We start from the raw sequence: 24,644 nt of genomic DNA on the forward strand, positions 1-24,644 counted from the left end.
TGCATACTTGAGGGTGATCACAGCGGGGTTTCGGTATCGGTTGTATCAAGGAGTAAGTCCCCGCCCGGCGGTGGGGACCGGCAAGACCTGCCGGGGCCGCCGGACCGGGGTTCCCAAGGAGGGGGTTCCTTGTCATGCCCGTTGATCTGAGTATTCCCTTGGAATGGAAGACGGCGACCGGCGACGCCGCGAAGATGCTCGACGAACTTCAGCCGAACATCCTCAAACCGCATGCTCGCGACCATTTCACCGCGCTTTTCCTCCGTTTCTCGGAGGAGAAGACCGCGAAAAAGTTCCTCGCGTCGCTCGTCCCGCTGATGAAGTCGGCGAAGACCCACCTGACCGAGGTCGAGCGCTTCAAGACGGAGGGCGTGAAGGGGTCGCCCTACGTCGGCGCGGGGTTGACCGTGGCGGGCTACCGTTTCCTGAAAGTCGAGGCGCCACAAGACGAAGCCTTCCGTCGCGGCATGCGCACCCAGGACACCCGCGACAAGCTGAACGACCCGCCTCGCTCCACCTTCGACAGTGGGTATCACGACGAGATCCACGCCGTCGTCATCGTCGCCGACGCGGCCGACGCACCGATGACCGCGCGCCGGAACGCGGTTCTCGCGTTGATTCCGTCGACGATTTCCGTCGTCGCCGAGGAAACCGGACTCGGCCGGGTGAATTCCCACGGCGAGGGGATCGAACATTTCGGCTACGTCGACGGCCGGAGTCAGCCGCTCTTCCTGGTCGAAGACATCCACGCGGAAAAGACGGGAACGGACGGCGTCAGCGTCTGGGATCCGAGCGCGCCCTTGAACCAGGTGCTCGTCCCCGACCGCGCCGCCCCTGAACCGGGGGCGCATTTCGGCAGTTACTTCGTTTTCCGCAAATTGGAACAGAACGTGCGGCGATTCAAGCAGGCGGAAGAAGCGCTCGCCGACCAATTGGGTCTCGTCGGTGAAGACCGCGAGCGCGCGGGCGCGATGATCGTCGGCCGATTCGAGGACGGCACACCGCTGACCGCGCAACGGCAAGAGGGCGCGGAAAGCCCGGTACCGAACAACTTCGACTACGGAAGTGACATCTCCGGCACCAAATGCCCGTTCCAGGCCCACATCCGGAAGACGAACCCGCGCGGCAGCGGCGGGGCGGAGCCGCCTCCGCGGGAACGTCTGCACCTGATGGCGCGGCGGGGCGTGCCCTACGGCGAGCGGGCCGACGACCCGAACGCCGATCTGCCGCCGTCGGCCCGGCCGAGCGGCGGGGTCGGGCTGCTGTTCATGGCGTTCAATTCGGCGCTGGGCAACCAGTTCGAGTTCACGCAGGAGACCTGGGCGAACAACCCGGGGTTCCCGATCCCCGCGGTCGGGGTCAAGCCGCCGGGTCTCGATCCGGTCATCGGACAGGGCCCGCGTCCGGAATCCGTCTACACCAAGGACTGGGCGGGAAGCCGGACGGTGACGGCGGATCCGTTCCCGCAGGCGGTGACGCTGAAGGGCGGCGACTACTTCTTCATGCCGTCACTCGCGTTCCTGCGCGCACTCGGCAAGGGCTGATTCTTCACGCACTGTGGCCGGTTCCGGTGACCGAATGGCGGACTATCCGCTAAACGTCACCGGAACGGGCGCAAAGCGGATATCAGTCCGGAGTCAGCGGCGATAGTTTTCGAATCGGGCCGGCCCTGGGCGTGCCGGCCATCGGGTGGGCGCCGGTCACACTGGGGGTGGCCGGCGCCCGCTTGCCCGCGTCCCAAACCCGCCGCTTCTCTCCGACCGCATCGCGACGCGTAGTACTTTGTCCGGTGCGGTAAGCGACATCGCGCTTCGGGGAGGGAGCTCGGATGAACCGGCATGAACGGCTGACGGCTTTATTGGACATGGTGGGAGAGCGGGAAAAAGTCGACGTCGAGGTTTCGGCAGGTGAACTCGGCGTCTCCCCCGCGACCATCCGGCGGGATCTCGATCACCTGGCGGGGCGCAATCTGGTGGTCCGCACCCGCGGCGGCGCCGTCGCGAGCAACGTCGCCTACGACCTGCCGTTGCGGCACAAGGCGGCGCGCAACGCGCCGGAACAGCAGCGGATTTCCGCCGCCGCCGCGAAAATGGTCGACCCGGGCATGGTGGTCGGGCTCAACGGCGGCACCGCGAGCACCGAGGTGGGCCGCGCGCTCGCGACCAGGCCGGACATGGGCGAGTCGAGCGGCGGGCCGTTGCTCACCGTGGTGACGAACGCGCTCAACATCGCCCACGAACTCGCCGTGCGGCCCAACATCAAGATCGTGGTGACCGGCGGGGTCGCGCGGCAGCAGTCGTTCGACCTGTCCGGACCGCTGTCGCAGCTGTTCCTCGACCAGATCTCGCTGGACCTGGTGTTCCTCGGGGTGGACGCGTTCGACCCGGTGCACGGCGCTCAGGCGCACCACGAGGGCGACGCGAGCACGAACCGGCTGATGGCCGCCCGCGCCCGTCAGGTCGTCGTGCTCGCCGACAGCGGGAAACTCGGCGGTCACGCCTTCGCGAAGATCTGCGCGACCGCCGACGTCGACGTCCTCGTCACCGACGGCCGCGCGGATCCCCAGCGAGTGCACGCCTTCGAAGAGGAAGGCGTGCGGGTGGTCAAGGCTTGAGGCGATCCAGCGCCAAGAGGGCCGCACCGAGCCTGCCCGCCTCGTCGCCGAGCTGCGCGATCCGCAGCTCCGGCATCCGCTGGAACTGGAGGTTCGCGCTCAGCCAGGCCCGCACCGGTTCGAGCACGTAGTCGCCCGCGGTGAACAGGCCGCCGCCGAGGACGATGACCTCCGGCGCGAGCAGGGTGACCAGGGTCTTGATGCCGTGCCCGAGCCCTTCGAGCGCGTCGTTGACCACGGAGATCGCGGCCTCGTCGCCGTGCCGGGCGGCGTCGACCACCTGCTCGGCGCCCTCGGCCGGACGTCCGGTGTGCTCGCTGTAGCGGCGGGCGATGGCCGACGCCGAGGAGATCGCCTCGAGACAGCCCGTGGCGCCACAGCCGCACGGCAGCCGGTGCCCGACGTCGATATGCCCGATTTCGCCGCCTTGCCCGCCCGCCGCGTACAACTTCCCGTCGAGCTGGAGCGCGGCCGCGATCCCGGTGCCGACCGGGATGAAGGCGGCGTCGGTGCAGCCCTTGCCCGCGCCGACGCGGAACTCGGCGAGCCCGCCCGCGCGCACGTCGTGCCCGAACGCGAACGGCAGTCCCAGCCTGCTGTCGAGCATTTCGCCGAACGGGACGTTCCGGAAGTCGAGGTTCGCCGAGAAGCGGGCCACGCGCTCGACGTCGTCGACGATGCCCGGGATGACCACGCCGACGGCGTCCGGCGTCCCGGTGCCCGCCTGCTTGCCCAAGGTCTCCACGATCCGCGCGACCTGGTCCGCGAGCGCCTCGCCGTCCGCTCCGCGCGCCGTCGGCTCGCGCAAGCTGGCCAGGTCTTTCAGGTCCGCGTCGTACAAGGCCGCCTTGATGGACGTTCCGCCGACATCGAGTGCCGCCACCGCAGGTGTCATAGCTGGATTGTCACATTGACCGGACGCTTTGCGGAGACCTACGCTCGACCGGCCAGACGACGGCACCCGGAACGCGGTGAGATTCCGCGCGGTCGCGCCACTGTGACCTCGAACCAGCCGGTTCGGGGAAGCCAGACCCGGAGCCGTCGTGTCACCCCTGAAGAGGCCGCGCTAGCCCGAGGAGGTCCCACCGCCATGTCCGAAGCGGTAGCCGCAGTACCCGTTCCCGTCCGGATCCCCGTCCGCGAGATCCTGCCCTGGGCGGTGCTCGTCATCCTCCTCTCGCTGATCACGCTGTACTTCATCAGCGCGGAGCAGGGCGCGGTGTCGGTGTTCGCGAATTCGTACGTCCACGAGTTCGTCCACGACGGCCGGCACCTGCTGGCCTTCCCCTGCCACTAGGCGGCACCGGCCCCATGATGAGGACCTTGCTGGTCCGCGGCATGCTCGCGGGCCTGATCGCCGGTGTCTTGGCGACCCTTTTCGCGTACTTCCTCGGTGAGCCTTCGGTCGAGACCGCCATCGGTCTCGAAGGCGGCGCCGCGCATTCGCACAGTGCCCCGGGTGCGCACGAACACGCTCCCGCCCCGGCCGAACCGGAGGAGGAAGAGCTCGTCACGCGCGGTGTGCAGAGCACCGTCGGTCTGCTGACCGGCGTCGGTCTGTACGGCGTCGCCGTCGGCGGGCTGTTCTCGCTCGCGTTCGCCTTCGTCTACGGGCGGCTCGGCACCCTGCGGCCGCGGGTGACCGCGGCGCTGCTCGCCGGTGGCGCCTTCGTGGTCGTGTTCCTCGTGCCTTTCTTGAAGTACCCGGCGAATCCCCCGGCCGTCGGCCAGGCGGGCACGATCGGGAGCCGGACTTCGCTGTACTTCGGCTTCGTCGCGCTTTCGCTGCTGATCGGCCTGCTCGCGGCGGCGTTCGGCCGGAAGCTGGCCGACAAGCTCGGCGCCTGGCGCGGCGGCCTCATCGCCGCGGGCGGGTACATCGTGCTGATCGGGGTGGCGGCCGCGCTGCTGCCGTCGATCGACGAGGTTCCCGACGGGTTCCCCGGTTCCACGCTGTGGACCTTCCGGCTGGCGTCGGTCGGTACGCAGGTGGTGCTCTGGACCGCGCTCGGCCTGACCTTCGGGGCGTTGGCCGAGAAGGCGTTGAAGACCAAGGAAGCCGTTCGGGCTTAAGCCCCGGGCGGTACGAACGGCAGGCCTCCGTCGGCACCGTTTTCGATCAAGCGCCAGAGAGCGACGGTGTCGACGTGCTCCTCGACGGCGTCGGCGAGCCGGTCCAGCATGCTCTCCCGGAGCGTGCCGAACCCGGGCGCGCCCTCGGCCGGTGACCAGTCCGCGACCTCGCCCAGCCAGGCGCGGCGGAAGCCGTCGTTCTCGAAGGCGCCGTGCCACATCGTGCCCCACACCGCGCCCCGCCGGTATCCGTCCAAAAAGGACTCGGCGGGGCCGGTGGCGGTCACGGTGCCGTGGTGGATTTCGTATGCCTCCACCGACTGGCCGCGCCATTCGCCCGAGGGCCGGGCCAGCACCTTGTCCGCGCCGAACGTGACCCGCGTCGGCAGCAGGCCGAGGCCGGGGACCGTGCCCGCGCCCGATTCGACGTCGTCCTCGATCTCGGCGGCGAGCATCTGATAGCCGCCGCAGATCCCGAGTACCGGACGGCCCGCCTCGGCCCGCGACCGCACGGCGTCCGCCAGACCGCGGGCGCGCAACCACGCCAGGTCGTCCACGGTCGCGCGGGAACCGGGCAGGATCACCACGTCGGCGGAGCGGACCGTGTCCGGGTCGGCCGTCAGCGCGACCGAGACACCGGGCTCGGCCGCGAGCGCGTCGACGTCGGTCGCGTTGGAGGCGCGGGGAAACCGCACCACCGCGACCCGCAGGGAGCCGCCGGACGCGCCCCAGCCCGCGGCGGCCAGCGCGTCCTCCGAGTCGATCCACACCTGGTCGAGCCAGGGCAGCACGCCGAAGACATCGCGGCCGGTGAGCTTCTCCAGCGTCTCCAGTCCCGGCCGCAGCAGGCCCACGTCACCGCGGAACTTGTTGACCAACCAGCCGGAAACCAGCGCCTGATCCTCCTTGGACAGCAGCGCGAGCGTGCCGAACATCGCGGCCATGACCCCGCCGCGATCGATGTCGCCGACGACGACCACGGGCAGGCCGAAGCGCCGCGCCAGCCCCATGTTGACGTAGTCGCCCGCACGCAGGTTGATCTCGGCCGGGCTGCCCGCGCCCTCGCACAGCACGACGTCGAAGCGCGTCCTCAGTGCGGCGAAGGTGTCGAAAGCGATCTCGGCGAGCCCGGCCCGGCCGGTCGCGTACTCCCCCGCCTCCAGCGTGCCGAACGGTTTCCCGAGCGCGACGACGTGGCTGCGGCGGTCGCTCCCGGGTTTCAGCAGCACCGGGTTCATCGCGGCTTCGGGTTCGACCCGGGCGGCCCGCGCCTGGAGCCATTGCGCGCGGCCGATCTCGGCGCCGTCCGCGCACACCATCGAGTTGTTCGACATGTTCTGCGACTTGAACGGCGCGACCCGCACGCCCCGGCGCGCGAGCCAGCGGCACAACGCGGCGGTGACCAGGCTCTTGCCCGCGTCCGACGTCGTCCCCGCGACGAGCAGGCCGCTCACCGGGTGACCGCGACCGCGACGGCGAGCGCGGCGAGACCGACCACGCGCGACAGCCGGACGGCGCGGCGCACGTCCACCGGTTCCGGTTCGCGGCCCTCGCCGAGGACACCGCGGCTTTCGGTGCGGCCGCCATAGCTGTTCGTCCCGCCCAGCCGGACCCCGAGCGCGCCCGCGAAGGCGGCCTCGACCTGGCCGGCGTTGGGGCTCGGATGATGTTTCCCGTCGCGGCGCCAGACACGGAACGCGGATCCGGCGAACCCGCCCGCGAGCGGGGCGGCCGCCACGGTCAGCGCCGCGCCGACGCGGGAGGGCACCAGGTTCGCCAGGTCGTCGGTCCTGGCCGACGCCCAGCCGAAGTTGGCGTATTTCGGCGAGCGGTAGCCGACCATCGCGTCGAGGGTGTTGAGCGCGCGGTAGCCCAGCAGACCGGGGATCCCGGCGACCGCTCCCCACAGCAACGGCGCGACGACGGCGTCCGAAGTGTTCTCCGCGATGGACTCCGTGGTGGCGCGCGCGAGTTGTCCGGTGTCGAGATCGGTGGCGTCGCGAGCGCACAGATGCGACAGCCGCCGTCGCGCGGCGGGCAGGTCGCCCTCGTCGAGCAGCCGGGCCATGTGCGCGCCCTCGGCCGCGAGCCCCCGGCCGCCCAGAACCACCCAGGTGGACGCCGCGGTGAGCGCGAACCGCGCGAAAGGACGCTTTCGGGTCACGAGCTGGGCCACGACACCCAATCCGGTGACGGTGCCCGCGCAGACGGCGGTGTACGCCGCGCCCCGTACCTTCGAATCGACCCAAACCCGCTGCTCAAGGGCTTGCGCGGCGCGGCCGAAGCCCGCGACGGGATGCCTTCGCCGTGGATCTCCGAACACGGCGTCGGCGACGTAGCCGGTAACGAGTCCGGCTGCGGTGGCGGCTTGTCGGAGTGGCACGTGGCGAACCGTAGCGCGTGCACGAGAATGCGGGGTATGACCAAGCTGACGCATCGCCTCGCGGGGGTTCTCGAGTCCCTCGCGAGGGCACTTCGCCGCTACTCGCGCGACGACGGCAAGGTGCTGATACTGGGCGGCGTCCGCTCTGGGAAGTCACACCACGCCGAGGGCCTCGCGTCCCGCCACCCGCACCTGACCTACGTCGCGCCCGGACTGCCGCCGAGCGCCGACGATCCCGAATGGGCCGCCCGGGTGGCCGCGCACCGCGCGCGACGGCCCGCCAACTGGAAGACGATCGAGACCACCGATCTGGCCACGGTGCTGCGCACGGCGACGCATCCGCTGCTCATCGACTGCCTCGGCACCTGGATCAGCCGGGTGCTCGACGAGGTCGGCGCCTGGGAGCAGCGCAAGGGCTGGGAACGGCGGCTCGACGACCGGCTGGAGGACTTCCTGGCGGCGTGGGCGCAGGCCGACGTGCCGGTGATCGCGGTCAGCAACGAGGTCGGCAGCGGTGTGGTGCCCGCGACGGTGTCCGGGCGCGTGTTCCGTGATGTGCTGGGCGCGTTGAACAACCGGGTGTCCGCCGTGTCCGACCGGACCGTGCTGGTCGTCGCCGGACGGATGCTGGACCTGCCTTAGGGAGCCTGACGATGTCTTTCGCCATCCCCACCCCGGACGCCGCCGCCGAAGCCACCGCACGCGCCAGGCTCGACGGCCTGGTCAAGCCGCTGGGTTCGCTCGGCAGGCTCGAAGACCTGGCGGCCTGGCTCAGCGCGGCCCACGGCACCGTCCCGCCGCGGCCGCTCGACGACGTCCGCGTGGTCGTGTTCGCCGGTGACCACGGGGTTTCCGGGATGTCGGCGTATCCGCGCGAGGTCACCGCGGCGATGGTCCGGGTGTTCCTGGCGGGGAAGAGCGGCGTCGGCGTGCTGGCCGCGCTGTCCGGGGCGAAGGTGCGGGCGCTGGACATCGCCGTGGACTGGGACGGCGCGGACGTGCCCGCCGAGGTCACCGCGCACAAGGTCCGGCGGGGTTCCGGTTCGATCGACGTCGAGGACGCGCTCGACGAGGGCGAGGCGCGGACGGCGTTCGAGCACGGGCTGGCGATCGCGGACGAGGAGATCGACGGCGGCGCGGACCTGCTCATCCCCGGTGACATGGGGATCGGCAACACGACGATCTGCGCGGCCGTGGTCGCTTCGGTGCTCGGCCTGGCGGCGGAAGAGGTCGTCGGCACGGGCACCGGGATCGACGAAGACGGGCGAGCGCGGAAGGTCGCGGTCGTCGAGGCGGCGCTGACCAGGGCCGGTGCGGTGAAGGACCCCTTCGCGGTGTTGACCGCTCTCGGCAGCGCCTGTCTCGCCGCGACGGCGGGTTTTCTCGTGCAGGCCGCCGTTCGCGGGGTGCCGGTGCTGCTCGACGGCGTGTTCTCCGGGGCCGCCGCGCTCATCGCGCGCGAGATCGCGCCGGGCGCCGAGCAGTGGTGGCTGGCCGGACACCGGTCGACAGAGCCTTCGCAGGCGTACGCGTTGAAGGCGCTCGGGCTGGAGCCGATCCTCGACCTCGGGCTGCGGCTCGGCGAGGGCAGCGGCGCCGTACAAGCGGTGCCGACGCTGCGGGCGGCGCGGGCGATCCTCGCGGACATGGGCCTGCTGGCGGATCTGGCTTGATCGCCGACGCGCTGAAAATGGCCGTCGGGACCCTGACCACGGTCCGGGTCCCGGCGCCGAAGCTGATCGACCGGCGGGTGGCGGGCGCCGCGATGGTGCTCGCTCCGCCGGCCGTCGTCCCGCTCGCCGCCGTCGCCGCGGTGATCGTCTTCCTTGGCGAGCTGATCGGTTTGCCCGCTTTCGCGTCGGCGGCGCTCGCGGTGGGCGCGGTGGCGCTGGGCAGCCGCGGGCTCCATCTGGACGGGCTCGCCGACACGGCCGACGGACTCGGCGCCTCCTACGACCGCGAACGGGCGCTGGAAGTCATGCGGCGCGGGGATTCCGGGCCGACCGGGGTCGCGACCCTCGTGCTGGTGCTGCTCGTCCAGGTCGGCGCGCTGGCCGGGGCGATCTCGGCGGGCCACGGGGTCGCGGCGGCCGCGCTCGCGGTCTTCGCCGGACGCGGTGTGCTCTCGCTGTGCTGCGCGCGCGGTGTCCCCTCGGCCCGCCCGGACGGGCTGGGCGCGACCGTCGCCGGCTCGGTGCCGGTGTGGACGGCCGCGGTGGTGTTCGCCGTCCTCGCGGGCGCGGCGGCGCTCGTTCTTCCGTGGTGGCACGGGCTTGTCGCGGTGGCGCTGGGGTATCTGGCCGCGTCGGCGCTGCTGGCGCGGTGCGTCCAGCGGTTGGGCGGGATCACCGGGGACGTGCTCGGTGGCTGCGTCGAGGTGGCCGTCGCGGGCGTTCTGCTGGGCTTGTCCTTCTGAGCCGGCGAGGTCGCGATGCCCCCAATGTGGCATTGGGGGCACTTACGCGCGGGGTCAGGAGGGTTCCGGGGCGGCGTCGGCCGTGAGCTTCTCGTCGATCTCCGGGATCCAGAAGCACAGTTCGAGGGTCTTCATCCCGGCCCAGAGACTGAGCTTCCGGGCCTGCGCGACCAAGGTGAGCGACGCGGACAGGAGCAGCACCGCGAGCACCGCCGCGACGAACGGATGTTTCCCGGCGAAGATCTCGACGATCGCCGCGACCGCGCCCAGCAGCAACGGCGGCGCGCAGTTGCGCACCATGAGCCCGGACGCGCGCAGCCTCGTGACGTCGACCGCGACCTCCTTGTCGTGCAGTTGCAGCGCGCACAGCAGGAGATGCGTGTTCTCCTTCAGGAACGCACGGTCCTTCGCCGCAGGCGAGCGCTGGAGGAACAGCTCGACGGGATTCCGGTCGCGCCGGCGCGGCACGATCCGCTCCAGCGCCTCGCCGAGCGGATAGGCCAGATAGCCCAGCAGGAAACTCAGCACCACGATGACGACGACCAGCATCACGGTCGGCACGCCACCGATGCTCGCGGCGGTCAGGATGTGGAGCTTCGCCCCGAGGTAGCCGAAGAACGCGACGTACAGCGCGCCCGGGATGGTGTAGGCGAAGAGATCGAAGACGCCGATCACGAAGTTCACCGGCTCATCCAACCACCTCGGGGTGTGGTCGTGAGTGACGATTCGGGTTGGTGGGCCGCGAGGTTGAAGGTGTCAGGTCGGGTCGCGAAGTCCGTGAAGGCCTCCTTCCCTACTTTCAGGGTAGGGAAGGAGGCCTTCACGGCTCGGTGCTGGGAATGCCCCTCCGCCGGGCATACCCCTCGGTGGGAGAGCGTCGCGGCCCGGCCCACTGACCAGCCTTACCACTCACGACCTGTACCGGGCCGGAAGGCGTGACTCGCGTGATCAGAGACGTGACTCGCGTGATTGAGCGGCGAACTCGCGTGATCAGACGGACGACAACACCTCGGCGAGGGCGGCCAGGAACCGGTCCACCGTCTCCCGGTCCCGCACGGCGATCCGCAGGTAGCGCGAGTCCAAGCCCGGGAAGGTGTCCCCGCGCCGGACCGCGAAACCGTGCTCCCGCAACCGTTCCCGAACCGCGTCGGCACCGGGAAGGCGCGCGAGCACGAAAGGACCGCGCGGCTCCCCCGGCACCTCGACGCCCAGCGCGGTCAGGCCCGAGACCAGGTACTCCCGGTCTGATTCCGCCGACACCGCGAGCTTCTCGGCTTCTTCCAGCGCCGCCGGACGGCAGCACGCCACCACGGCGACGGCGGCGAGTGAGGACACAGACCAGGGCGGCTGGACCGCGCGCAGACTGTCCACAACGGACTTCTCCGCCAGGACGTATCCGGCGCGCAGCCCGGCGATCCCCCAGGTTTTCGTCAGGCTCCGGAGGACGGCGAAACCTGGTTGTCCCGCAACGCTTTCGGTCTCGCCGGGAACGGCGTCGAGGAAGGCTTCGTCGACGACGACCAGTCGGCCGGGACGGCGCAAAGCGAGCAGGTCCGCGGCCGGATGCAGCACCGAAGTCGGGTTCGTGGGGTTCCCGACGTAGACCAGGTCGGCCTCTTCGGGAACGGATCCGAGGCGGAAGCCGTCGTCATCGGAAAGCAGCACCCGGTGCACGGGATGGCCTGCCGCGCGAAGGGCGGCTTCGGGTTCGGTGAACTGCGGATGCACGACCACCGCGTGCGCAGGTCGCAACGCCGTGGCCAGCAGCGTGAAGGCCTCGGCCGCGCCCGAAGTCACCAGCACCTGGGACTCCGGCAACCCGTGCCGCCGGGCCACCGCGGTCATCGCGGCGGTGACGTCCGGATACGCGGCCAGGTCGTCCAGGGCCGCCGCCAGTTCGGCGCGCAGCCAGGCGGGCGGCGCGGGGAGCCGGACGTTGACCGCCAGATCGACGAGCCCTTCGCCGACCTCGCGGTCTCCGTGGTGCCAGAGGTCGTAGTCAGCCATGGGCGTGGACAGCGGCGGCGAACCGCTCCGCGAGTTCGGGGTAGCCCGCCCAGTGGACGTGCAGGTACGACGCGTGCAGCGACGCCGACGCGAAACCGTCGGGGGTGCGGTCCCAGCCCCAGGCGGGTGTCGGACCACTGCCGGGTTCGACGATCGTGCGGTGGAACTCGTGGCCCGTGACGCGCTGTCCGGCGACGGTCAGCACGGTGTCCGCGGGCGAGAAAGCCTTGCGGTAGCCGAGTTTCCCGCGTTTGGTCATGGTGGCCGAAGCGTCGAGGACACCGGTCATCGGCATCCCGTCGATGTCCTGGCACAGGTACAGCAGCCCGGCGCATTCGGCCACGACGGGCATTCCGTCGCCGACAGCGCGAGCCACCGCGGTCCGCAACGGGACGTTCGCCGACAGCTCTTCGGCGTGCACCTCGGGGAAGCCGCCGCCGAAGTACAGCCCGGCGCAGCCCTCCGGAAGTTCCTTGTCCTGCAACGGATCCACCTCGACGACGTCGACACCGGCGGCGGCGAGCAGTTCGTCGGCCTCGGTGTAGCGGAAGGTGAACGCCGGACCGGCCGCGACGGCGACGACCGAACGCCGTCCGTCATGCGCGAGCGAAGGCCGCCAAGGCTCGCCTGAAAGCCGGGGCGCCGAGCGCGCGACCTGGACGACGGCGCCGAGGTCGACGCCTTCGCTGATCCATCCGGCCAGTTCCGGCAGCAGCCGCTCCGACTCGCTCGCCCGTTCCGCCGCCGGGACCAGACCGAGGTGACGGCTGGGCGCGTGGATCTCTTCGTTGCGGTACAACGTTCCCAGCAGCGGGACGCCGGTCGCCTCCAGCGCGGTGACGATCTCGTCCGCGTGCCGCTGCGAGCCCAGCTTGTTCAGGATGACCCCGGCGAGCCGGACGCGGGTGTCGTACTGCGCGAACCCGAGCACGGTCGCCGCGACACTGCGCGACGCAGCCGAGGCGTCCACCACCAGCACGACCGGGGCGTCCAGCAGTCGCGCGACATGCGCCGTCGACGCGTAGCCCTCGGTGCCCAGCGCCCCGTCGAACAGGCCCATCACGCCTTCGATGATCGCGATGTCGGCCCCGGCGGAACCGTGCCGCAGCAACGGGATCAGCTGATCCTCGCCTTGCAGGAACGGGTCGAGGTTGCGGGCGGGCCGCCCGGTGGCCAGCGCGTGGTAGCTCGGGTCGATGAAGTCGGGCCCGACCTTGTGCCCGGACACCTTCAGCCCTCGCGCGCGCAACGCCGCCATGAGACCCGCGGCGATCGTGGTCTTGCCGTGCCCGGACCCGGGCGCGGCGACGACCACGCGATTCACCATTCGATGCCTCGCTGGCCCTTTTGCCCGGCGTCCATCGGATGCTTCACCTTGGTCATCTCGGTGACCAGGTCCGCCGCCTCGATCAGCTCCGGCGGCGCGTACCGGCCGGTGATCACGACATGCTGGTGGCCGGGACGCGAAGTCAGCGTCGAGACGACGTCGTCGACTTCGAGCCAGCCCCATTTGAGCAGGTAGCTGAACTCGTCGAGGACGTAGAAGTCGTGGGTCTCGGCGGCGAGACGGCGTTTGATCTCGGCCCAGCCCTCGCGGGCGTTGGCGGCGTGGTCCTCGTCGGACCCGGACTTGCGCGCCCAGCTCCAGCCCTCGCCCATCTTGTGCCACTCGACAGCGCCGCCCTGACCGGTGTCTTCGTGCAGCTTGCCGAGCGCGCGGAACGCGGCTTCCTCGCCGACACGCCATTTCGCCGACTTGACGAACTGGAACACGCCGATCGACCAGCCCTGGTTCCACGCGCGCAACGCCATCCCGAACGCGGCCGTGGACTTCCCCTTCATCTCGCCGGTGTGCACGGCGAGCAAGGGACGGTTGCGGCGCTGGCGGGTGGTGAGCCCGTCGTTCGGCACCGTTTCCGGTTTGCCCTGGGGCATTACGCGGCCTTTCCGGAGATGCGGCTACGGACGGCGCCCGCGAGCGTGTCGGCGGCCACCTCGGTGACCGGAACGTGTTCCGCGCCCAGGTGTTCCGCCAGTTCCGCGGCGAGCCCGAGGCGCATCTTCCCACTCTCGCAGTCCATCACGACCGAAGTCACGTTCCCGGCCAGCAATCCGGCCGCCTGCTGTGCCCGCTGGACGGCGTCCGCACCGCTGGTCGCGCGGCCGTCGGTGACGACGACGAGCAGTGGACGCCGCAACGGATCACGGACGGCCTCGATCCGCAGAACCCGTGCCGCCTCAAGGAGTCCCTCGGCCAGCGGGGTCCGGCCGCCGGTAGCGAGACCGTCCAAACGGGACGCCGCGGCGTCCACGCTGATCGTCGGCGGAAGCGCGAGTTCGGCACCGGAGGCCCGGAAAGTCACCAGGCCCACCTTGTCGCGGCGTTGATAGGCGTCGAGCAGCAGTGAAAGCACGGCGGTCTTGACCTCGCGCATCCGCTGGCGCGCGCCCATCGAGCCGGACGCGTCGACGCAGAACAGCACCAGGTTGCCCTCGCGCCCTTCCCGCCGGGCGAACCGCAGGTCCTGGGACCGCACCACGAGCCCGGCGCCGCTGCGGCCGCGAGACCGCTGGTGCGGCGCGGCCGCGCGCACGGTCGCGAGCAGATGCGGATGCCCGTCCTTGGTCCCGGCGGGCTGGACGCCGATGGTCCGCCCGTTGTCGGTGATCGCCCTCGACCGCCGTCCGGCGGCGCCCTCACCGGTGCCCTTCACCTCGAAACGCCTGGCACGAAAGGCTTCCCCGGCACCGACCGGCTTCTGGTCACCGCCGCTCCGTCCGCCTCCCGACGGCTCTTCGCCACCTTCCGACGAAGACGGCGGCGGTCCCGAAGCCTCGCCGCCCTCCGGCGGGGTACCGGAACCGGGACCGTCGTCATCGGGGCCGGGGTCCTCGGGTTGCGCGTCCTGGAGCGCCTGCTCCAGCTGTTCCTCGGAGATTCCGGGCGCGTCGAAGGGATTGCGGCGACGGCGGTGCGGCAGCGCGAGCCGGGCCGCGACCCGGACGTCCTCGGTGGTCACCTCGGTCCGCCCGGCCCAGGCGGCGTGCGCGACGGCGGTCCGCGCGGTCACGATGTCCGCACGCATGCCGTCGACCTCGAACGACGCGCACACCTCGGCGATCTGCCGCAGCGCGTCGTCCGGCAGCTTGACCGACGGCAGAAGTCGTTGCGCCGCCTCGATGTCGGCCGCCAGTTCGGCGTCGGCCGCCGCGTACTGGCCGGCGAAACCGTCGGGGTCCGCTTCGTAGGCGAGCCTCCGCCGGACGACCTCGACGCGCAGTTCGGGATCCCGGCTCGACGCGACCTCGACGGTGAGCCCGAAGCGGTCCAGCAGCTGCGGCCGCAGTTCGCCTTCCTCCGGATTCATCGTGCCGATCAGGACGAACCGGGCGGCGTGCGACACCGAGACACCCTCGCGCTCGACGGTCGCGCGGCCCATGGCGGCGGCGTCGAGCAGCGTGTCGACCAGGTGATCGTGCAGGAGGTTGACCTCGTCCACGTACAGCAGCCCGCGATGCGCGGCCGCGAGCAGGCCGGGCTGGAAGTCGGTGACGCCGTCGGCGAGCGCGCGTTCCAGGTTCAGCGAACCGATCACGCGGTCTTCCGCCGCGCCGACCGGCAGTTCCACCAGCCGCGCGGGACGGCGATGCGCGGCCGAACCCTCGGCGTGCGGACCGTCCGGGCAGGCCGGGTCGGGTTCGACGGGATCGCAGGAGAACCGGCAAGCGTCCACGACGTCGACGCCGGGCAGCAAACCGGCCAGCGCGCGCACCATCGTGGACTTCGCCGTGCCCTTCTCCCCGCGCACGAGCACCCCGCCGACGGCGGGCGAGATGGAGGACAGCACCAGCGCCAGGCGCAGATCCGGCATCCCCACAACGGCGGTGAACGGGTACGGCTTCACAGCTCTCCTCGTCGTCGACGACCTCCGGCCGATCATCGCACAGGAAATCCGTCGTCTAGCGTGACGAACGTGCGCGAAAAATCACCCCTGACGGTCGTCGGTATCGGGGCCGACGGCTGGCCCGGCCTGTCCGCGCAGGCCAGGGAAGCAGTGCTCCGCGCGGACGTCGTCGTCGGCGCGCCGCGCCAGCTCGCGTACCTGCCGGCCGGGGTGAAATCCGAACCGTGGCCAAGCCCGCTCCTGCCCGCCCTCGACGACTTCCTCGCGGGCCGAACCGGCGTCTGTGTGCTGGCCAGCGGCGATCCACTCCTGTCCGGCATCGGCACGACGCTGATCCAGCGCGGCTACGACGTCGAGGTCCTGCCCGCGCTCTCCTCGGTGACGCTCGCCCGCGCGAGGCTCGGCTGGTCGGCGGAGGAGACCGAGGTGGTGACGGTCGTCGGCCGCGCGATCGGCCGGGTGAGCCGGGCACTGGCGCCCGGCCGGAAGATCCTCGTCCTCGGCGCGAACGCCGAAGACCTGCTTGACCTGCTCAAAGCCCGCCGGTACGAGAAGAGCCGCGTCACCGCGCTGTCCGACCTCGGCGGCCCCGACGAGCGGATCGGCCCCGGTTCGCTGACCGTGTTCGCCATCGAGGCCGACGGCCCCGCACTGCCGCTGACCGGGCTGCCGGACGACGCTTTCGAGCACGACGGCCAGCTCACCAAACGCGACCTGCGCGCGTCCGCGCTGGCCAGGCTCGCGCCGTCGCCCGGTGAGCTGCTGTGGGACGTCGGCGCGGGCGCGGGCAGCGTCGGGATCGAGTGGTCCCGCGTGCATCCGCTGAACCGGGCGATCGCGATCGAGCGGTCGCCGGAGCGAGCCGCCAGGATCACCCGGAACGCGCACACGCTCGGCGTCCCGGAGCTCGACGTCGTGATCGGCGCGGCCCCGGACGCACTCGAAGGGCTGAGCAGGCCGCACGCGATCTTCGTCGGCGGCGGGCTGACCGTGCCCGGGGTCTTGGACGCCTGCCTGGCGACCGGCGCGCGGATCGTCGCGCACGGCGTGACCCTCGAAGCCGAACAGGCCCTGGCCCGCGCGTACACCGAACACGGCGGGGAGCTGATCCGCGTCGGCGTCGAGCAGGCGGCGCCGCTGGGCGGATTCACCGGCTGGACCCCGGCGCGAGCCGTGACACAGTGGAATCTTCGGAGCAAACCGTGACCGTCCACTTCATCGGCGCCGGTCCCGGCGCCGCCGACCTCATCACCGTGCGGGGCCGTGACTTGCTGGGCCGCTGCGGAACCTGCCTGTACCCCGGCAGCATGACGCCGACAGCGCTCCTGGAGTACTGCCCTCCGGAGGCGGTGCTCGTCGACACCGCGAACCTCGACCTCCCCGCGATCGTCGAGCGGATGGTCGAAGCCCACAGAGGCGGCCACGAGATCGCGCGGCTGTGTTCGGGGGATCCGTCGATCTACAGCGCTGTCGCCGAACAGATGCGCCGCCTCGACGCGGCCGGTGTCCCCTACGACGTCACCCCCGGCGTCCCCGCGTTCGCCGCCGCGGCCGCGTTGCTCAACCGCGAGCTGACCGTGCCCGAGGTCGGCCAGAGCCTGGTCATCACCCGCGCCCAGGCCCGCTCCACGGCCATGCCGCCGGGTGAGACGCTGGCGAACTTCGCGCGGACCGGCACCACGCTCGCGCTGCATCTGGCGATCAACCGCATCGAGCAGGTGGTCGACGAACTGCGGCCGTTCTACTCCGAAGACTGCCCGGCGGCGGTGGTCGCGCTGGCGAGTCAGCCGGGTGAGCAGGTGTTGCGCGGCACGCTCGGCACCATCGCCGCGCAGTCCCGTGCGGCCGGGATCAGCCGCGCCGCGATGATCTTCGTCGGAGAAGTCCTTGCGGCCGAAGGATTTCCCGATAGCTTTCTCTATTCGGCCACCAGGGATCGCGCGAACCAACCGGAGTCACTGTGAAGAGTCTGCGCTGGGGCCTGCTGGCCGCCGGGACCATCGCCGCCGAGTTCGCGGCGGGCGTCGAGGAGAGCAAGCACGGTGTCCTCGAAGCCGTCGCCGCCCGTTCCGGTGACCGGGCGGCCGAGTTCGCGAGCCGCTTCGAAATCCCTAAATGCTATGGCTCCTACGAGGATCTGCTCGCCGATCCGGACGTCGACGCGGTCTACATCTCGACGCCGCATCCGCTGCACGGCGAGTGGGCGATCCGGGCGGCCGAAGCAGGCAAGCACATCCTGTGTGAAAAACCGCTGACCGTGTCGGTCAGTGAGGCCGAAAAGGTCATCGAAGCGGCGCGGGTCAACGACGTCTTCCTCATGGAGGCGTTCATGTACCGGCTGCATCCGCAGATCCGGCGGCTGGCGGAGCTGATCTCGTGCGGCGCCATCGGCGAGGTCCGCGCGGTGGACGTCGCCTTCAGCTACAACTTCGCCGTGCCCCGGCTCACCGATCCGGCGCTGGGCGGCGGCGGGATCTTCGACGTCGGCTGTTACTGCACGTCGCTCGCGCGGCTGGTCTCGCAGGCGGCGACCGGACAGCACGTCGTCGAGCCGGAGGAGGTGCTCGGGATGGCGCGGCTCGACGCGAACGGCGTCGACGAGTTCGCGTCCGGGCTGCTGCGGCTGCCGGGCGGGATCATCGCGCAGGTGTCCTGCGGGTTTCAGCTGACGCAGGACGACCACATCCGCGTCTACGGCTCGCAAGGGCAGCTGTACGTGCCGAAACCGGCGTGGATCCACGAGATGCGCAAGCCGAAGACCTCGCAGATCGTCCTCACGCCGGAGGGTGGCGAGCCCGAGGTGATCGAGGTCGAAGCGACTCAAGGCCTCTTTGCTCGCGAGGCCGACCACGTCGCCACGCACCTCGCCGACCGGCAGGCACCCGAACTCACCTGGGCCGAAACGCTCGCCAACCTGCGCACGCTGGAACGGTGGCGCGCGGCCGTGGCGCGATGAAGTTGCTGATCCTGGGCGGCACCGGCGAAGCACGGGAACTGGCCAAAGCGCTGGTCAAGCAAGGCGAGCACGTCGTGTCTTCGCTGGCGGGCCGCGTCGCGCGACCGAAATTGCCGGACGGCGAAACCCGTGTCGGCGGCTTCGGCGGCCCGGAAGGTCTCGCGCGCTGGCTGACCGAGAACGACGTCGACGCGGTGATCGACGCCACCCACCCTTTCGCCGAGCGCATCGGCGCCAACGCGGCCGAAGCCTCACTCGCGACGGAAACGCCGCTGCTCAGGCTCGCCAGGCCGGGCTGGACCGAACAGCCCGGCGACACCTGGCACTGGGCCGACGACCTCGACCACGCCGCGCGACTGCTGCCGGCTTTGGGCGAGCGAGTGTTCCTCACCAGCGGACGTCAGGGGCTCGCCGCTTTCGCCGGCCTCGGCCTGTGGTTCCTGATCCGGTGCGTCGACCCGCCCGAGGCACCGCTCCCCCGGCGGCACGAAGTCCTGCTCGACCGAGGGCCGTACACGGTGGAGAGGGAACGCGCGCTGATGGAACGGCACGGCGTCCAGGTGCTCGTGACCAAGGACAGCGGCGGCGCGATGACCGCCGCGAAGCTCACCGCGGCTCGCGGGCTCGGTCTCCCGGTGGTCGTCGTCCGGCGTCCGCGACGTCCCGAAATAGCCAGCGTGACGTCGGTTCGGGACGCCCTAACCTGGATCGGGGTCGCGACGAAGGGCAGCCCTGCGTAAGCCGTTCGGACCAGACCCGTTAGCGTTGCGCCGATGCGTTTGATCGCTGTCACGCTGGGGTTGCTCTCCGCCTTGTGCGCATTGGCTTTCCCCTTCCTGCCGGTGGTGCAGGACACAGCGGAGGTCGTCTGGCCAACGGGCGGCGACACCCGCTCCGTCAACGCGCCCTTGACCGGGTACTGGGCCCAGGACCTCCGTGTCGACCTGCCGTGCACGACCGTCCGGTCGCTCGACGCGCGTTCGCAGGGCCAGGCACTGCTGTTCTCCACCGTGCCCGACGGCCGCACCGACCCGCGCGCGGGCAAGGGTGTCGGGCTGCAGCTGCGCATCGACAACGGCGTGCTGCTCGCGTCCAGTCAGGGACAGCAGATCGTGCAGCAGCCGTTGCCCGAAAACAAATGCGACATCAAGCTTTCGGCCGACGCGAACCAGATGACGCTGACCGTCGCCGAGACCGTGGTGTTCCACGCCGAGGGTGACGTCCGGCCTCGGCTGGTCGGGATCTACTCGTCGATCAACGCGGGCAAGGACCCGATCGCCGGCCTACACGTCTCCGTCGTCCCGGACACCCGCTACCAGACGTCACCGACGGTGCTGAAGTGGATCGTCGGCGTGCTCGCGGCGCTCGGCTTCATCGGCTGCCTGATCGCGGTGTGGCGGATGGACTCCGGGTCCGCCCGCCGCGCGCCGCGCTGGGCGCCGGTCGGCTGGTGGCGGCTGACCGCCCGCGACGCGACGGTGATCATCGCGCTCGGCGCGTGGGTCTTCATCGGCCCGGTCACCTCCGACGACGGCTACATCCTCACGATGTCGAGAGTGGCCGAAGAGACCGGCTACCTCACGAACTATCACCGGTGGTTCGGCGTCGCCGAGGCCCCGTTCGGCTGGTTCTACCACGTGTATCAGCTGATGGCGCACGTCAGCACGGTGCCGCCGTGGATCCGGCTCCCGTCGTTCCTGCTCGGCGTGCTGAGCTGGCTGCTGATCAGCCGCGAGGTCATGCCCCGGCTAGGCACCCAGGTCCGGATGAGCCGCGCGGCCGGCTGGGCCGCCGCCGCGGTGTTCCTGGTCTGGTGGATGCCGTTCAACAACGGTGTCCGGCCGGAACCGGTCGCCGCGCTGGGCTCGCTGCTGGCGATCTGCGCCGTCGAACGCGCGCTGGTGACCCGCCGTCTGCTGCCGCTGTGCCTCGGGCTGACCGCCGCCGGGTTCACCCTGGCCGCGACGCCGACCGGGCTGATCGCGGTCGCCCCGTTCCTGGTCGCCGCGCGCCCGCTGTTCAAGCTGGTCCGCCAGCGCGCCGAGAACGGCTGGCTGCCGGTGCTCGCGCCGGTGCTGGCCGCCGGGCTGCTGGTGCTCGTCGTGGTGTTCGCCGACCAGACCTTCGCCACCGTGCAGGAGGCGACCCGGATCCGCACCCTGGTCGGCCCGAACCTGTCGTGGTTCCAGGAACTCGCGCGCTACCAGTTGCTCTTCGAAAGCCTGCCGGACGGGTCGGTGCCACGCCGGTTCCCCGTGCTGCTGGTGCTGCTGTGCACCGGGACCTGTCTGGTGGTGCTGCTGCGCCGCGGCCGGATCCCCGGCGCCGCGCTCGGCCCCAGCCGTCGCCTGATCGGCACGGTCGCGCTGTTCTTCCTGCTGCTGGCGCTGACCCCGACCAAGTGGACGCACCACTTCGGCGCGTTCGCCGCGGTGGGCGCGGCCATGGCGGCGCTGACCGCGCTGGCGACGAGTTCGACGGTGCTGCGGTCGAGACGGAACCGGGCGGCGTTCCTCGCCGGGCTGCTCGTGGTCGGCGCGCTGGCCGCGACCGGGCCCAACTCGTTCTGGTTCGTCTCGAAACTCGGCGTGCAGTGGACCGCGGTGGCGCCGTCGATCGGCGGGATCCCGCTGTCGACGATCCTGCTGATCGCGGCCGCGATCTCCGGGATCTACGCGTTCGTGGAGAACGTCCGCGCGCACCGGCCCGGTCAGCAGGCGGGACCGCAAGAGGGCCGGAGCCGGTCACTGCGGCTCGGGTCCCTCTCGCTGGTGGTCGTCTGCGGTCTGATGGCGACGGGCGAGTTCGTCAGCATGGCGTGGGCGATCCACAACCAGCAGGGGTCTTACAGCCTCGGCGCCGCGAACTTCGGGCATCTGTTCGGCAAGAGCTGCAACCTCTCCGACCACGTGATGGTGGAACGCGACGCCGCGACCAGCATCCTTCGGGCCCAGCCCGAACAGCGGACGGTGCCGGTCAAAAAGGAGGAGCCGCCCGCCGGGCAGACTCCGCCGCCGTTGCCCGATCCCGAGCAGGACAACGGCCGCGTGCAGACCGGGTTCCACACCCGCGCGATCGACGACAAGGACCCGCTCGCGGAACCTCCGCACGGCTTCAAGCCCGACGAGGTGCCGATGTGGAGCAGCTTCCTCGACCCCGAAACGCGGGCCGGACGGCTGCGCAGCGACTGGTACGCCCTCGCCGAAAAGCCCGCCGACGGCCAGATCGTGGTCGCCACCGCGGGCGCGGCACGGCGGCCGACGTCGGTCAGCCTCGACTACGGCGTGAACACCCCCGAAGGCGTGAAGGTCGTCCGCAGCCAGTTCGTGCTGCCGCCGGGTGCCGGGACCAACGGCTGGAACGACACCCGGATCAACCTGCGCGACCTCCCGGCCGAGACGACGTCCGTGCGGATCAACATCGTCGACAACGACCTCACCGAGGACGGCTGGATCGCCGCGTCCGCGCCGCGCGTACCGACGTTCACCACGCTGACCGAGAAGATCGCGGGCAAACCGGTGTACGTCGACTGGCCCGCGTCGTTCGTCTACCCGTGCGTCGAGCCGGTGACCTCGCACGACGGCATCTCGAAGATGCCCGAGTACCGGATCACCGCGGGCGCCGTCGCCGACGAGGCGAACTGGGCGTCCAGCACCAACGGCGGCCCGATCGGCTGGCTCGAAGAGGTCGCCGCCGAACCCGAGGTGCCCAGCTACCTGATCGGCCAGCCCAGCCAGTCCTGGGGCCAGCTGCTGCAGGTCGAACCGTTCACCGAGGGCATCGCGCCGACGATCATCCACGGCGAGAAGGTCGTGCCCGGCTGGTGGTCGCCGGGTCCCGGACCGCGGCAGCCGAACGGCAAGGACCCGACCCGCTAGGGGCTGAAGGGGCCCTTCACCGCATGAGACGCGGTGAAGGGCCGCTTCGCTGCGTCTTATGCGGGGAAAGCGTCCTTCAGCCCCGTCAAAGCGGGCGGCAAGGCGCCCTCGTGGAGGACGCCGAGCCGCTGCGTAGCGCGCGTAAGCGCCACGTAGAGCTCAGCCGCACCGCGTGGGCCATCGGCCAGGATCCGTTCCGGGTCCACGACGAGGACGGCGTCGAACTCGAGCCCCTTCGTCTCCGAGGCGGGCACGGTGCCCGGCACCCCCGGCGGCCCGATCACGACGCTGGTGCCTTCACGCCCGGCCTCGTCCTTGACGAACTCCTCGATGGCGCCGGCCAGGGAGTCCGCGGAGACCTGCCGCGCCCACGGCCGGACACCGTTGGACCGCACCGATTCCGGCGCCCGGACGTCCGGCGCGAACTCGGCCAGCACCGACGCGGCGACGGCCATGATCTCCGACGGCGTGCGGTAGTTCACCGTCAGCGACCGGTACACCCACCGGCCAGGCACGTACGGCTCCAGCATCGCGCCCCACGTCCGCGCCCCGGCCTCGGACCGGCGCTGCGCCAGATCCCCGACGACGGTGAACGACCGGTTGGGACAACGCCGCATCAGCACCCGCCAGTCCATTTCGGACAGTTCCTGCGCCTCGTCGACCACGACGTGCCGGTACGTCCAGTCCCGGTCCGCCGAGGCACGCTCGACGAGGCTGCGCGTGTCGTGCTCGACGAAGCGGTCGGCGAGTTCGTCGGCGAAGAGGAGGTTCTCCGCCGACAGCATGACGTCCTCGTCCATCTCCTCGCGGTCGAGCTTCATCGTGTCGAGCACACCTTCCGCGTACTCGGCCTCGGCCTTCTTCTCCCGCGCGAGGGCCTTCTCCGCCGCCTGGTCCGCCGTCTTGTCACGGCCGAGCAGATCGACGAGTTCGTCGAGCAGCGGCGTGTCCGACACCGTCCAGGCTTCCCCGTCCGCGCGCAGCAACGCCTGATCGGCACCGGCCGCGCGAAGCCGTTCCGAGGACGAGAACAGCGACCCCAGCAGGCTTTCGGGCGTCAGGATCGGCCAGAGCTCGGCGAGCGCGGTGGTGAACGTCTCGCTCTCGGCCAGTTCCTTCAGCAAGTCCTTCCGCAGCCGCTCCCATTCGTCACGGTCGTCCCGGCTGAGCCAGCCGCGGCCGATCCGCGCGATCGCCCGCTCGGTCAGGACGTAGGTGACGATGTCGGTGAACGTCACCCTCGCTTCGTTGTGCGGCAAGCCACTCTTGCGCGCCTCGTCCCTGGCCCATTCCGCGGTCTCGGCGTCGATCCGGACCGTGACGTCGGCCAGCTCGATCAGCACCGGCTCCTCCGGCAGCCGCTGACGGTCGGCGACGGCGGCCTTGAGGACGTCCAGCATCTTCAGCGACCCCTTGAGCCTCGTCGCCTCCGGACCGTCCTCGGCGGTGACCTGCTTGCCGGGCACGAAATCACCGGTGGTCATGAACACCACGTCGGTCTCGCCCAGCGATGGCAGGACCCGCCCGATGTGGTGCAGGAACGCCGGATTCGGCCCGACCACGAGCACACCGTGGCGTTCCATCCGCTCGCGCTGCGTGTAGAGCAGGTACGCGACGCGGTGCAGCGCCACCACGGTCTTGCCGGTGCCCGGCCCGCCCTCGATCACCAGCACCCCGGGGTGCTCGTGCCGGATGATCTCGTCCTGTTCGGCCTGGATCGTCGCGACGATGTCGCGCATCCCCTCGCCACGCGGCGCGTTGACGGCCGCGAGCAGCGCCGCGTCACCCTCCGCGTCGCCGCCGGGACGGCCGAACACCTCGTCGGTGAACCCGAGCAGCTCACGCCCGTGCGTGTGGAACTGACGGCGACGGCGCATCTTCTCCGGCGTCGCGGCGGTCGCGGTGTAGAACGGGCGCGCCGCCGGGGCACGCCAGTCGAGCAACACCGGTTCGTAGTCGTTCTCCTCGTCGAAGAGACCGATGCGGCCGATGTGGGAGGTCTCCCCCGCGAGGCTGTCAAGCCTGCCGAAGCACAGGCCGTTGTCCACGACGTCCAGCCGCCGCGACTCCCTGCCCAGCGCGCGCACCTCGACGTCGCGTTCCATGGCCGTGCCGCCGGTCCCGCCCAGCGCGGCCTGGAACTCCCCCTTCACCCGCACGCGTTCGGCGTCCAGGCGCGCGTAGAGCCCGGCGACGTAGTCGCGTTCGGACCGGAGCTCTTCTTCATGACCCTGAGTTGACACAGACTCCCATTTCGCCAGGTTTCGGCTACGGCGAGTGAGTCTGAAGCATGACCGGGGTCTTGTGGCAAGTCCCCCCATGCGCTATATGTTTATTACGGAGGGAGTTACTCCGTTCATGTCTCGGCCGCTCGGGTCCGGTCTCGCGCGAGCTCCGCCAACGTTGCGAAAG

Annotated in this window: 21 protein-coding genes; 12 read left to right on the forward strand and 9 right to left on the reverse strand. The window is 70.9% G+C overall.

Annotation, left to right across the window (positions count from 1 at the left end; all coding sequences use genetic code 11):
• Positions 1 to 134: 134 nt before the first annotated feature.
• Both CFP71_RS10555 and CFP71_RS10560 read left to right on the forward strand, forming a co-directional pair.
• Entirely contained in the window at positions 135 to 1,544 is a 1,410-nt protein-coding gene (locus tag CFP71_RS10555) for a Dyp-type peroxidase (RefSeq protein ID WP_093933660.1), read from the forward strand.
• A 284-nt stretch (positions 1,545 to 1,828) separates the two neighbouring features.
• Complete coding sequence (locus CFP71_RS10560) at positions 1,829 to 2,614, forward strand: DeoR/GlpR family DNA-binding transcription regulator (protein ID WP_093933661.1); 786 nt, start codon at positions 1,829 to 1,831, stop codon at positions 2,612 to 2,614.
• Here CFP71_RS10560 and CFP71_RS10565 read toward each other — a convergent pair.
• Positions 2,604 to 3,497 (reverse strand): ROK family protein, encoded by an 894-nt coding sequence (locus tag CFP71_RS10565; protein ID WP_093933662.1) that lies wholly within the window; start codon positions 3,495 to 3,497, stop codon positions 2,604 to 2,606. The genes CFP71_RS10560 and CFP71_RS10565 overlap by 11 nt on opposite strands.
• A 207-nt stretch (positions 3,498 to 3,704) precedes the next feature.
• Between CFP71_RS10565 and CFP71_RS10570 the strand changes: the two genes are divergently transcribed.
• Together CFP71_RS10570 and CFP71_RS10575 are read left to right on the forward strand one after the other, a co-directional pair.
• The gene (locus CFP71_RS10570; RefSeq protein ID WP_005162643.1) at positions 3,705 to 3,911 is read left to right on the forward strand and encodes a CbtB domain-containing protein; all 207 of its coding nucleotides are present in this window, start codon (positions 3,705 to 3,707) and stop codon (positions 3,909 to 3,911) included.
• 14 nt (positions 3,912 to 3,925) lie between these two features.
• Entirely contained in the window at positions 3,926 to 4,687 is a 762-nt protein-coding gene (locus CFP71_RS10575) for a CbtA family protein (RefSeq protein WP_093933663.1), read from the forward strand.
• Here the strand turns inward: CFP71_RS10575 and CFP71_RS10580 are convergent.
• Together CFP71_RS10580 and CFP71_RS10585 are read right to left on the reverse strand one after the other, a co-directional pair.
• Positions 4,684 to 6,141 carry a cobyric acid synthase gene (locus tag CFP71_RS10580; RefSeq protein WP_093933664.1) on the reverse strand — a complete coding sequence of 486 codons (1,458 nt, stop codon included), beginning with the start codon at positions 6,139 to 6,141 and terminating at the stop codon, positions 4,684 to 4,686. The genes CFP71_RS10575 and CFP71_RS10580 overlap by 4 nt on opposite strands.
• Entirely contained in the window at positions 6,138 to 7,070 is a 933-nt protein-coding gene (locus CFP71_RS10585) for a cobalamin biosynthesis protein (protein ID WP_093933665.1), read from the reverse strand. Before CFP71_RS10585 ends, CFP71_RS10580 begins: the two co-directional genes overlap by 4 nt.
• A gap of 36 nt (positions 7,071 to 7,106) precedes the next feature.
• On the opposite strand from CFP71_RS10585, the gene CFP71_RS10590 reads away from it, so the two are divergent.
• From CFP71_RS10590 to CFP71_RS10600, 3 genes are read left to right on the forward strand one after another with little or no spacing between them, the layout of a single operon-like run.
• A complete protein-coding gene (locus tag CFP71_RS10590; protein WP_093933666.1) occupies positions 7,107 to 7,712 on the forward strand; it encodes a bifunctional adenosylcobinamide kinase/adenosylcobinamide-phosphate guanylyltransferase in 606 nt (201 codons plus the stop codon).
• A gap of 11 nt (positions 7,713 to 7,723) precedes the next feature.
• Positions 7,724 to 8,743: a nicotinate-nucleotide--dimethylbenzimidazole phosphoribosyltransferase gene (gene cobT, locus CFP71_RS10595; protein WP_093933667.1), complete on the forward strand. Its 1,020-nt coding sequence runs from the start codon at positions 7,724 to 7,726 to the stop codon at positions 8,741 to 8,743.
• On the forward strand, positions 8,740 to 9,486 hold the full coding sequence (locus CFP71_RS10600) for an adenosylcobinamide-GDP ribazoletransferase (protein ID WP_093933668.1): 747 nt from the start codon (positions 8,740 to 8,742) through the stop codon (positions 9,484 to 9,486). Before cobT ends, CFP71_RS10600 begins: the two co-directional genes overlap by 4 nt.
• Positions 9,487 to 9,540: 54 nt before the next feature.
• Here CFP71_RS10600 and CFP71_RS10605 read toward each other — a convergent pair whose 3' ends face one another.
• The 5 genes from CFP71_RS10605 to CFP71_RS10625 all read right to left on the reverse strand — a co-directional run bounded on the left by CFP71_RS10605 (position 9,541) and on the right by CFP71_RS10625 (position 15,398).
• Positions 9,541 to 10,170: a hypothetical protein gene (locus CFP71_RS10605; protein WP_093933669.1), complete on the reverse strand. Its 630-nt coding sequence runs from the start codon at positions 10,168 to 10,170 to the stop codon at positions 9,541 to 9,543.
• Between the two features lie 306 nt (positions 10,171 to 10,476).
• A complete protein-coding gene (cobC, locus tag CFP71_RS10610; protein ID WP_093933670.1) occupies positions 10,477 to 11,493 on the reverse strand; it encodes an Rv2231c family histidinol phosphate aminotransferase CobC in 1,017 nt (338 codons plus the stop codon).
• Positions 11,486 to 12,820, reverse strand: coding sequence for a cobyrinic acid a,c-diamide synthase CobB (locus tag CFP71_RS10615; protein ID WP_093933671.1), 1,335 nt, complete (start codon positions 12,818 to 12,820; stop codon positions 11,486 to 11,488). The genes cobC and CFP71_RS10615 overlap by 8 nt, the downstream gene beginning before the upstream one ends.
• Positions 12,814 to 13,428 (reverse strand): cob(I)yrinic acid a,c-diamide adenosyltransferase, encoded by a 615-nt coding sequence (gene cobO / locus CFP71_RS10620; RefSeq protein ID WP_093933672.1) that lies wholly within the window; start codon positions 13,426 to 13,428, stop codon positions 12,814 to 12,816. Before cobO ends, CFP71_RS10615 begins: the two co-directional genes overlap by 7 nt.
• Complete coding sequence (locus CFP71_RS10625) at positions 13,428 to 15,398, reverse strand: putative cobaltochelatase (RefSeq protein ID WP_093933673.1); 1,971 nt, start codon at positions 15,396 to 15,398, stop codon at positions 13,428 to 13,430. The genes cobO and CFP71_RS10625 overlap by 1 nt, the downstream gene beginning before the upstream one ends.
• 60 nt (positions 15,399 to 15,458) lie before the next feature.
• Between CFP71_RS10625 and cbiE the strand changes: the two genes are divergently transcribed.
• The 5 genes from cbiE to CFP71_RS10650 are packed head-to-tail and all read left to right on the forward strand — an operon-like array spanning position 15,459 to position 22,232.
• Positions 15,459 to 16,604 (forward strand): precorrin-6y C5,15-methyltransferase (decarboxylating) subunit CbiE, encoded by a 1,146-nt coding sequence (gene cbiE, locus CFP71_RS10630; RefSeq protein ID WP_093933674.1) that lies wholly within the window; start codon positions 15,459 to 15,461, stop codon positions 16,602 to 16,604.
• The gene (cobM, locus tag CFP71_RS10635) at positions 16,601 to 17,362 is read left to right on the forward strand and encodes a precorrin-4 C(11)-methyltransferase (protein WP_093933675.1); all 762 of its coding nucleotides are present in this window, start codon (positions 16,601 to 16,603) and stop codon (positions 17,360 to 17,362) included. Before cbiE ends, cobM begins: the two co-directional genes overlap by 4 nt.
• A complete protein-coding gene (locus tag CFP71_RS10640) occupies positions 17,359 to 18,354 on the forward strand; it encodes a Gfo/Idh/MocA family protein (RefSeq protein ID WP_093933676.1) in 996 nt (331 codons plus the stop codon). The genes cobM and CFP71_RS10640 overlap by 4 nt, the downstream gene beginning before the upstream one ends.
• On the forward strand, positions 18,351 to 19,094 hold the full coding sequence (locus tag CFP71_RS10645) for a cobalt-precorrin-6A reductase (protein WP_167406069.1): 744 nt from the start codon (positions 18,351 to 18,353) through the stop codon (positions 19,092 to 19,094). The genes CFP71_RS10640 and CFP71_RS10645 overlap by 4 nt, the downstream gene beginning before the upstream one ends.
• A gap of 33 nt (positions 19,095 to 19,127) precedes the next feature.
• Complete coding sequence (locus CFP71_RS10650; RefSeq protein WP_093933678.1) at positions 19,128 to 22,232, forward strand: arabinosyltransferase domain-containing protein; 3,105 nt, start codon at positions 19,128 to 19,130, stop codon at positions 22,230 to 22,232.
• Positions 22,233 to 22,288: 56 nt separating this feature from the next.
• Here the strand turns inward: CFP71_RS10650 and helR are convergent, their stop codons facing one another.
• Positions 22,289 to 24,475, reverse strand: coding sequence for an RNA polymerase recycling motor ATPase HelR (helR, locus tag CFP71_RS10655; RefSeq protein ID WP_093933679.1), 2,187 nt, complete (start codon positions 24,473 to 24,475; stop codon positions 22,289 to 22,291).
• Positions 24,476 to 24,644: the final 169 nt, after the last annotated feature.

The sequence above is a fragment of the Amycolatopsis thailandensis genome (assembly GCF_002234405.1).
GTDB classification, from domain to species: Bacteria; Actinomycetota; Actinomycetes; order Mycobacteriales; family Pseudonocardiaceae; genus Amycolatopsis; species Amycolatopsis thailandensis.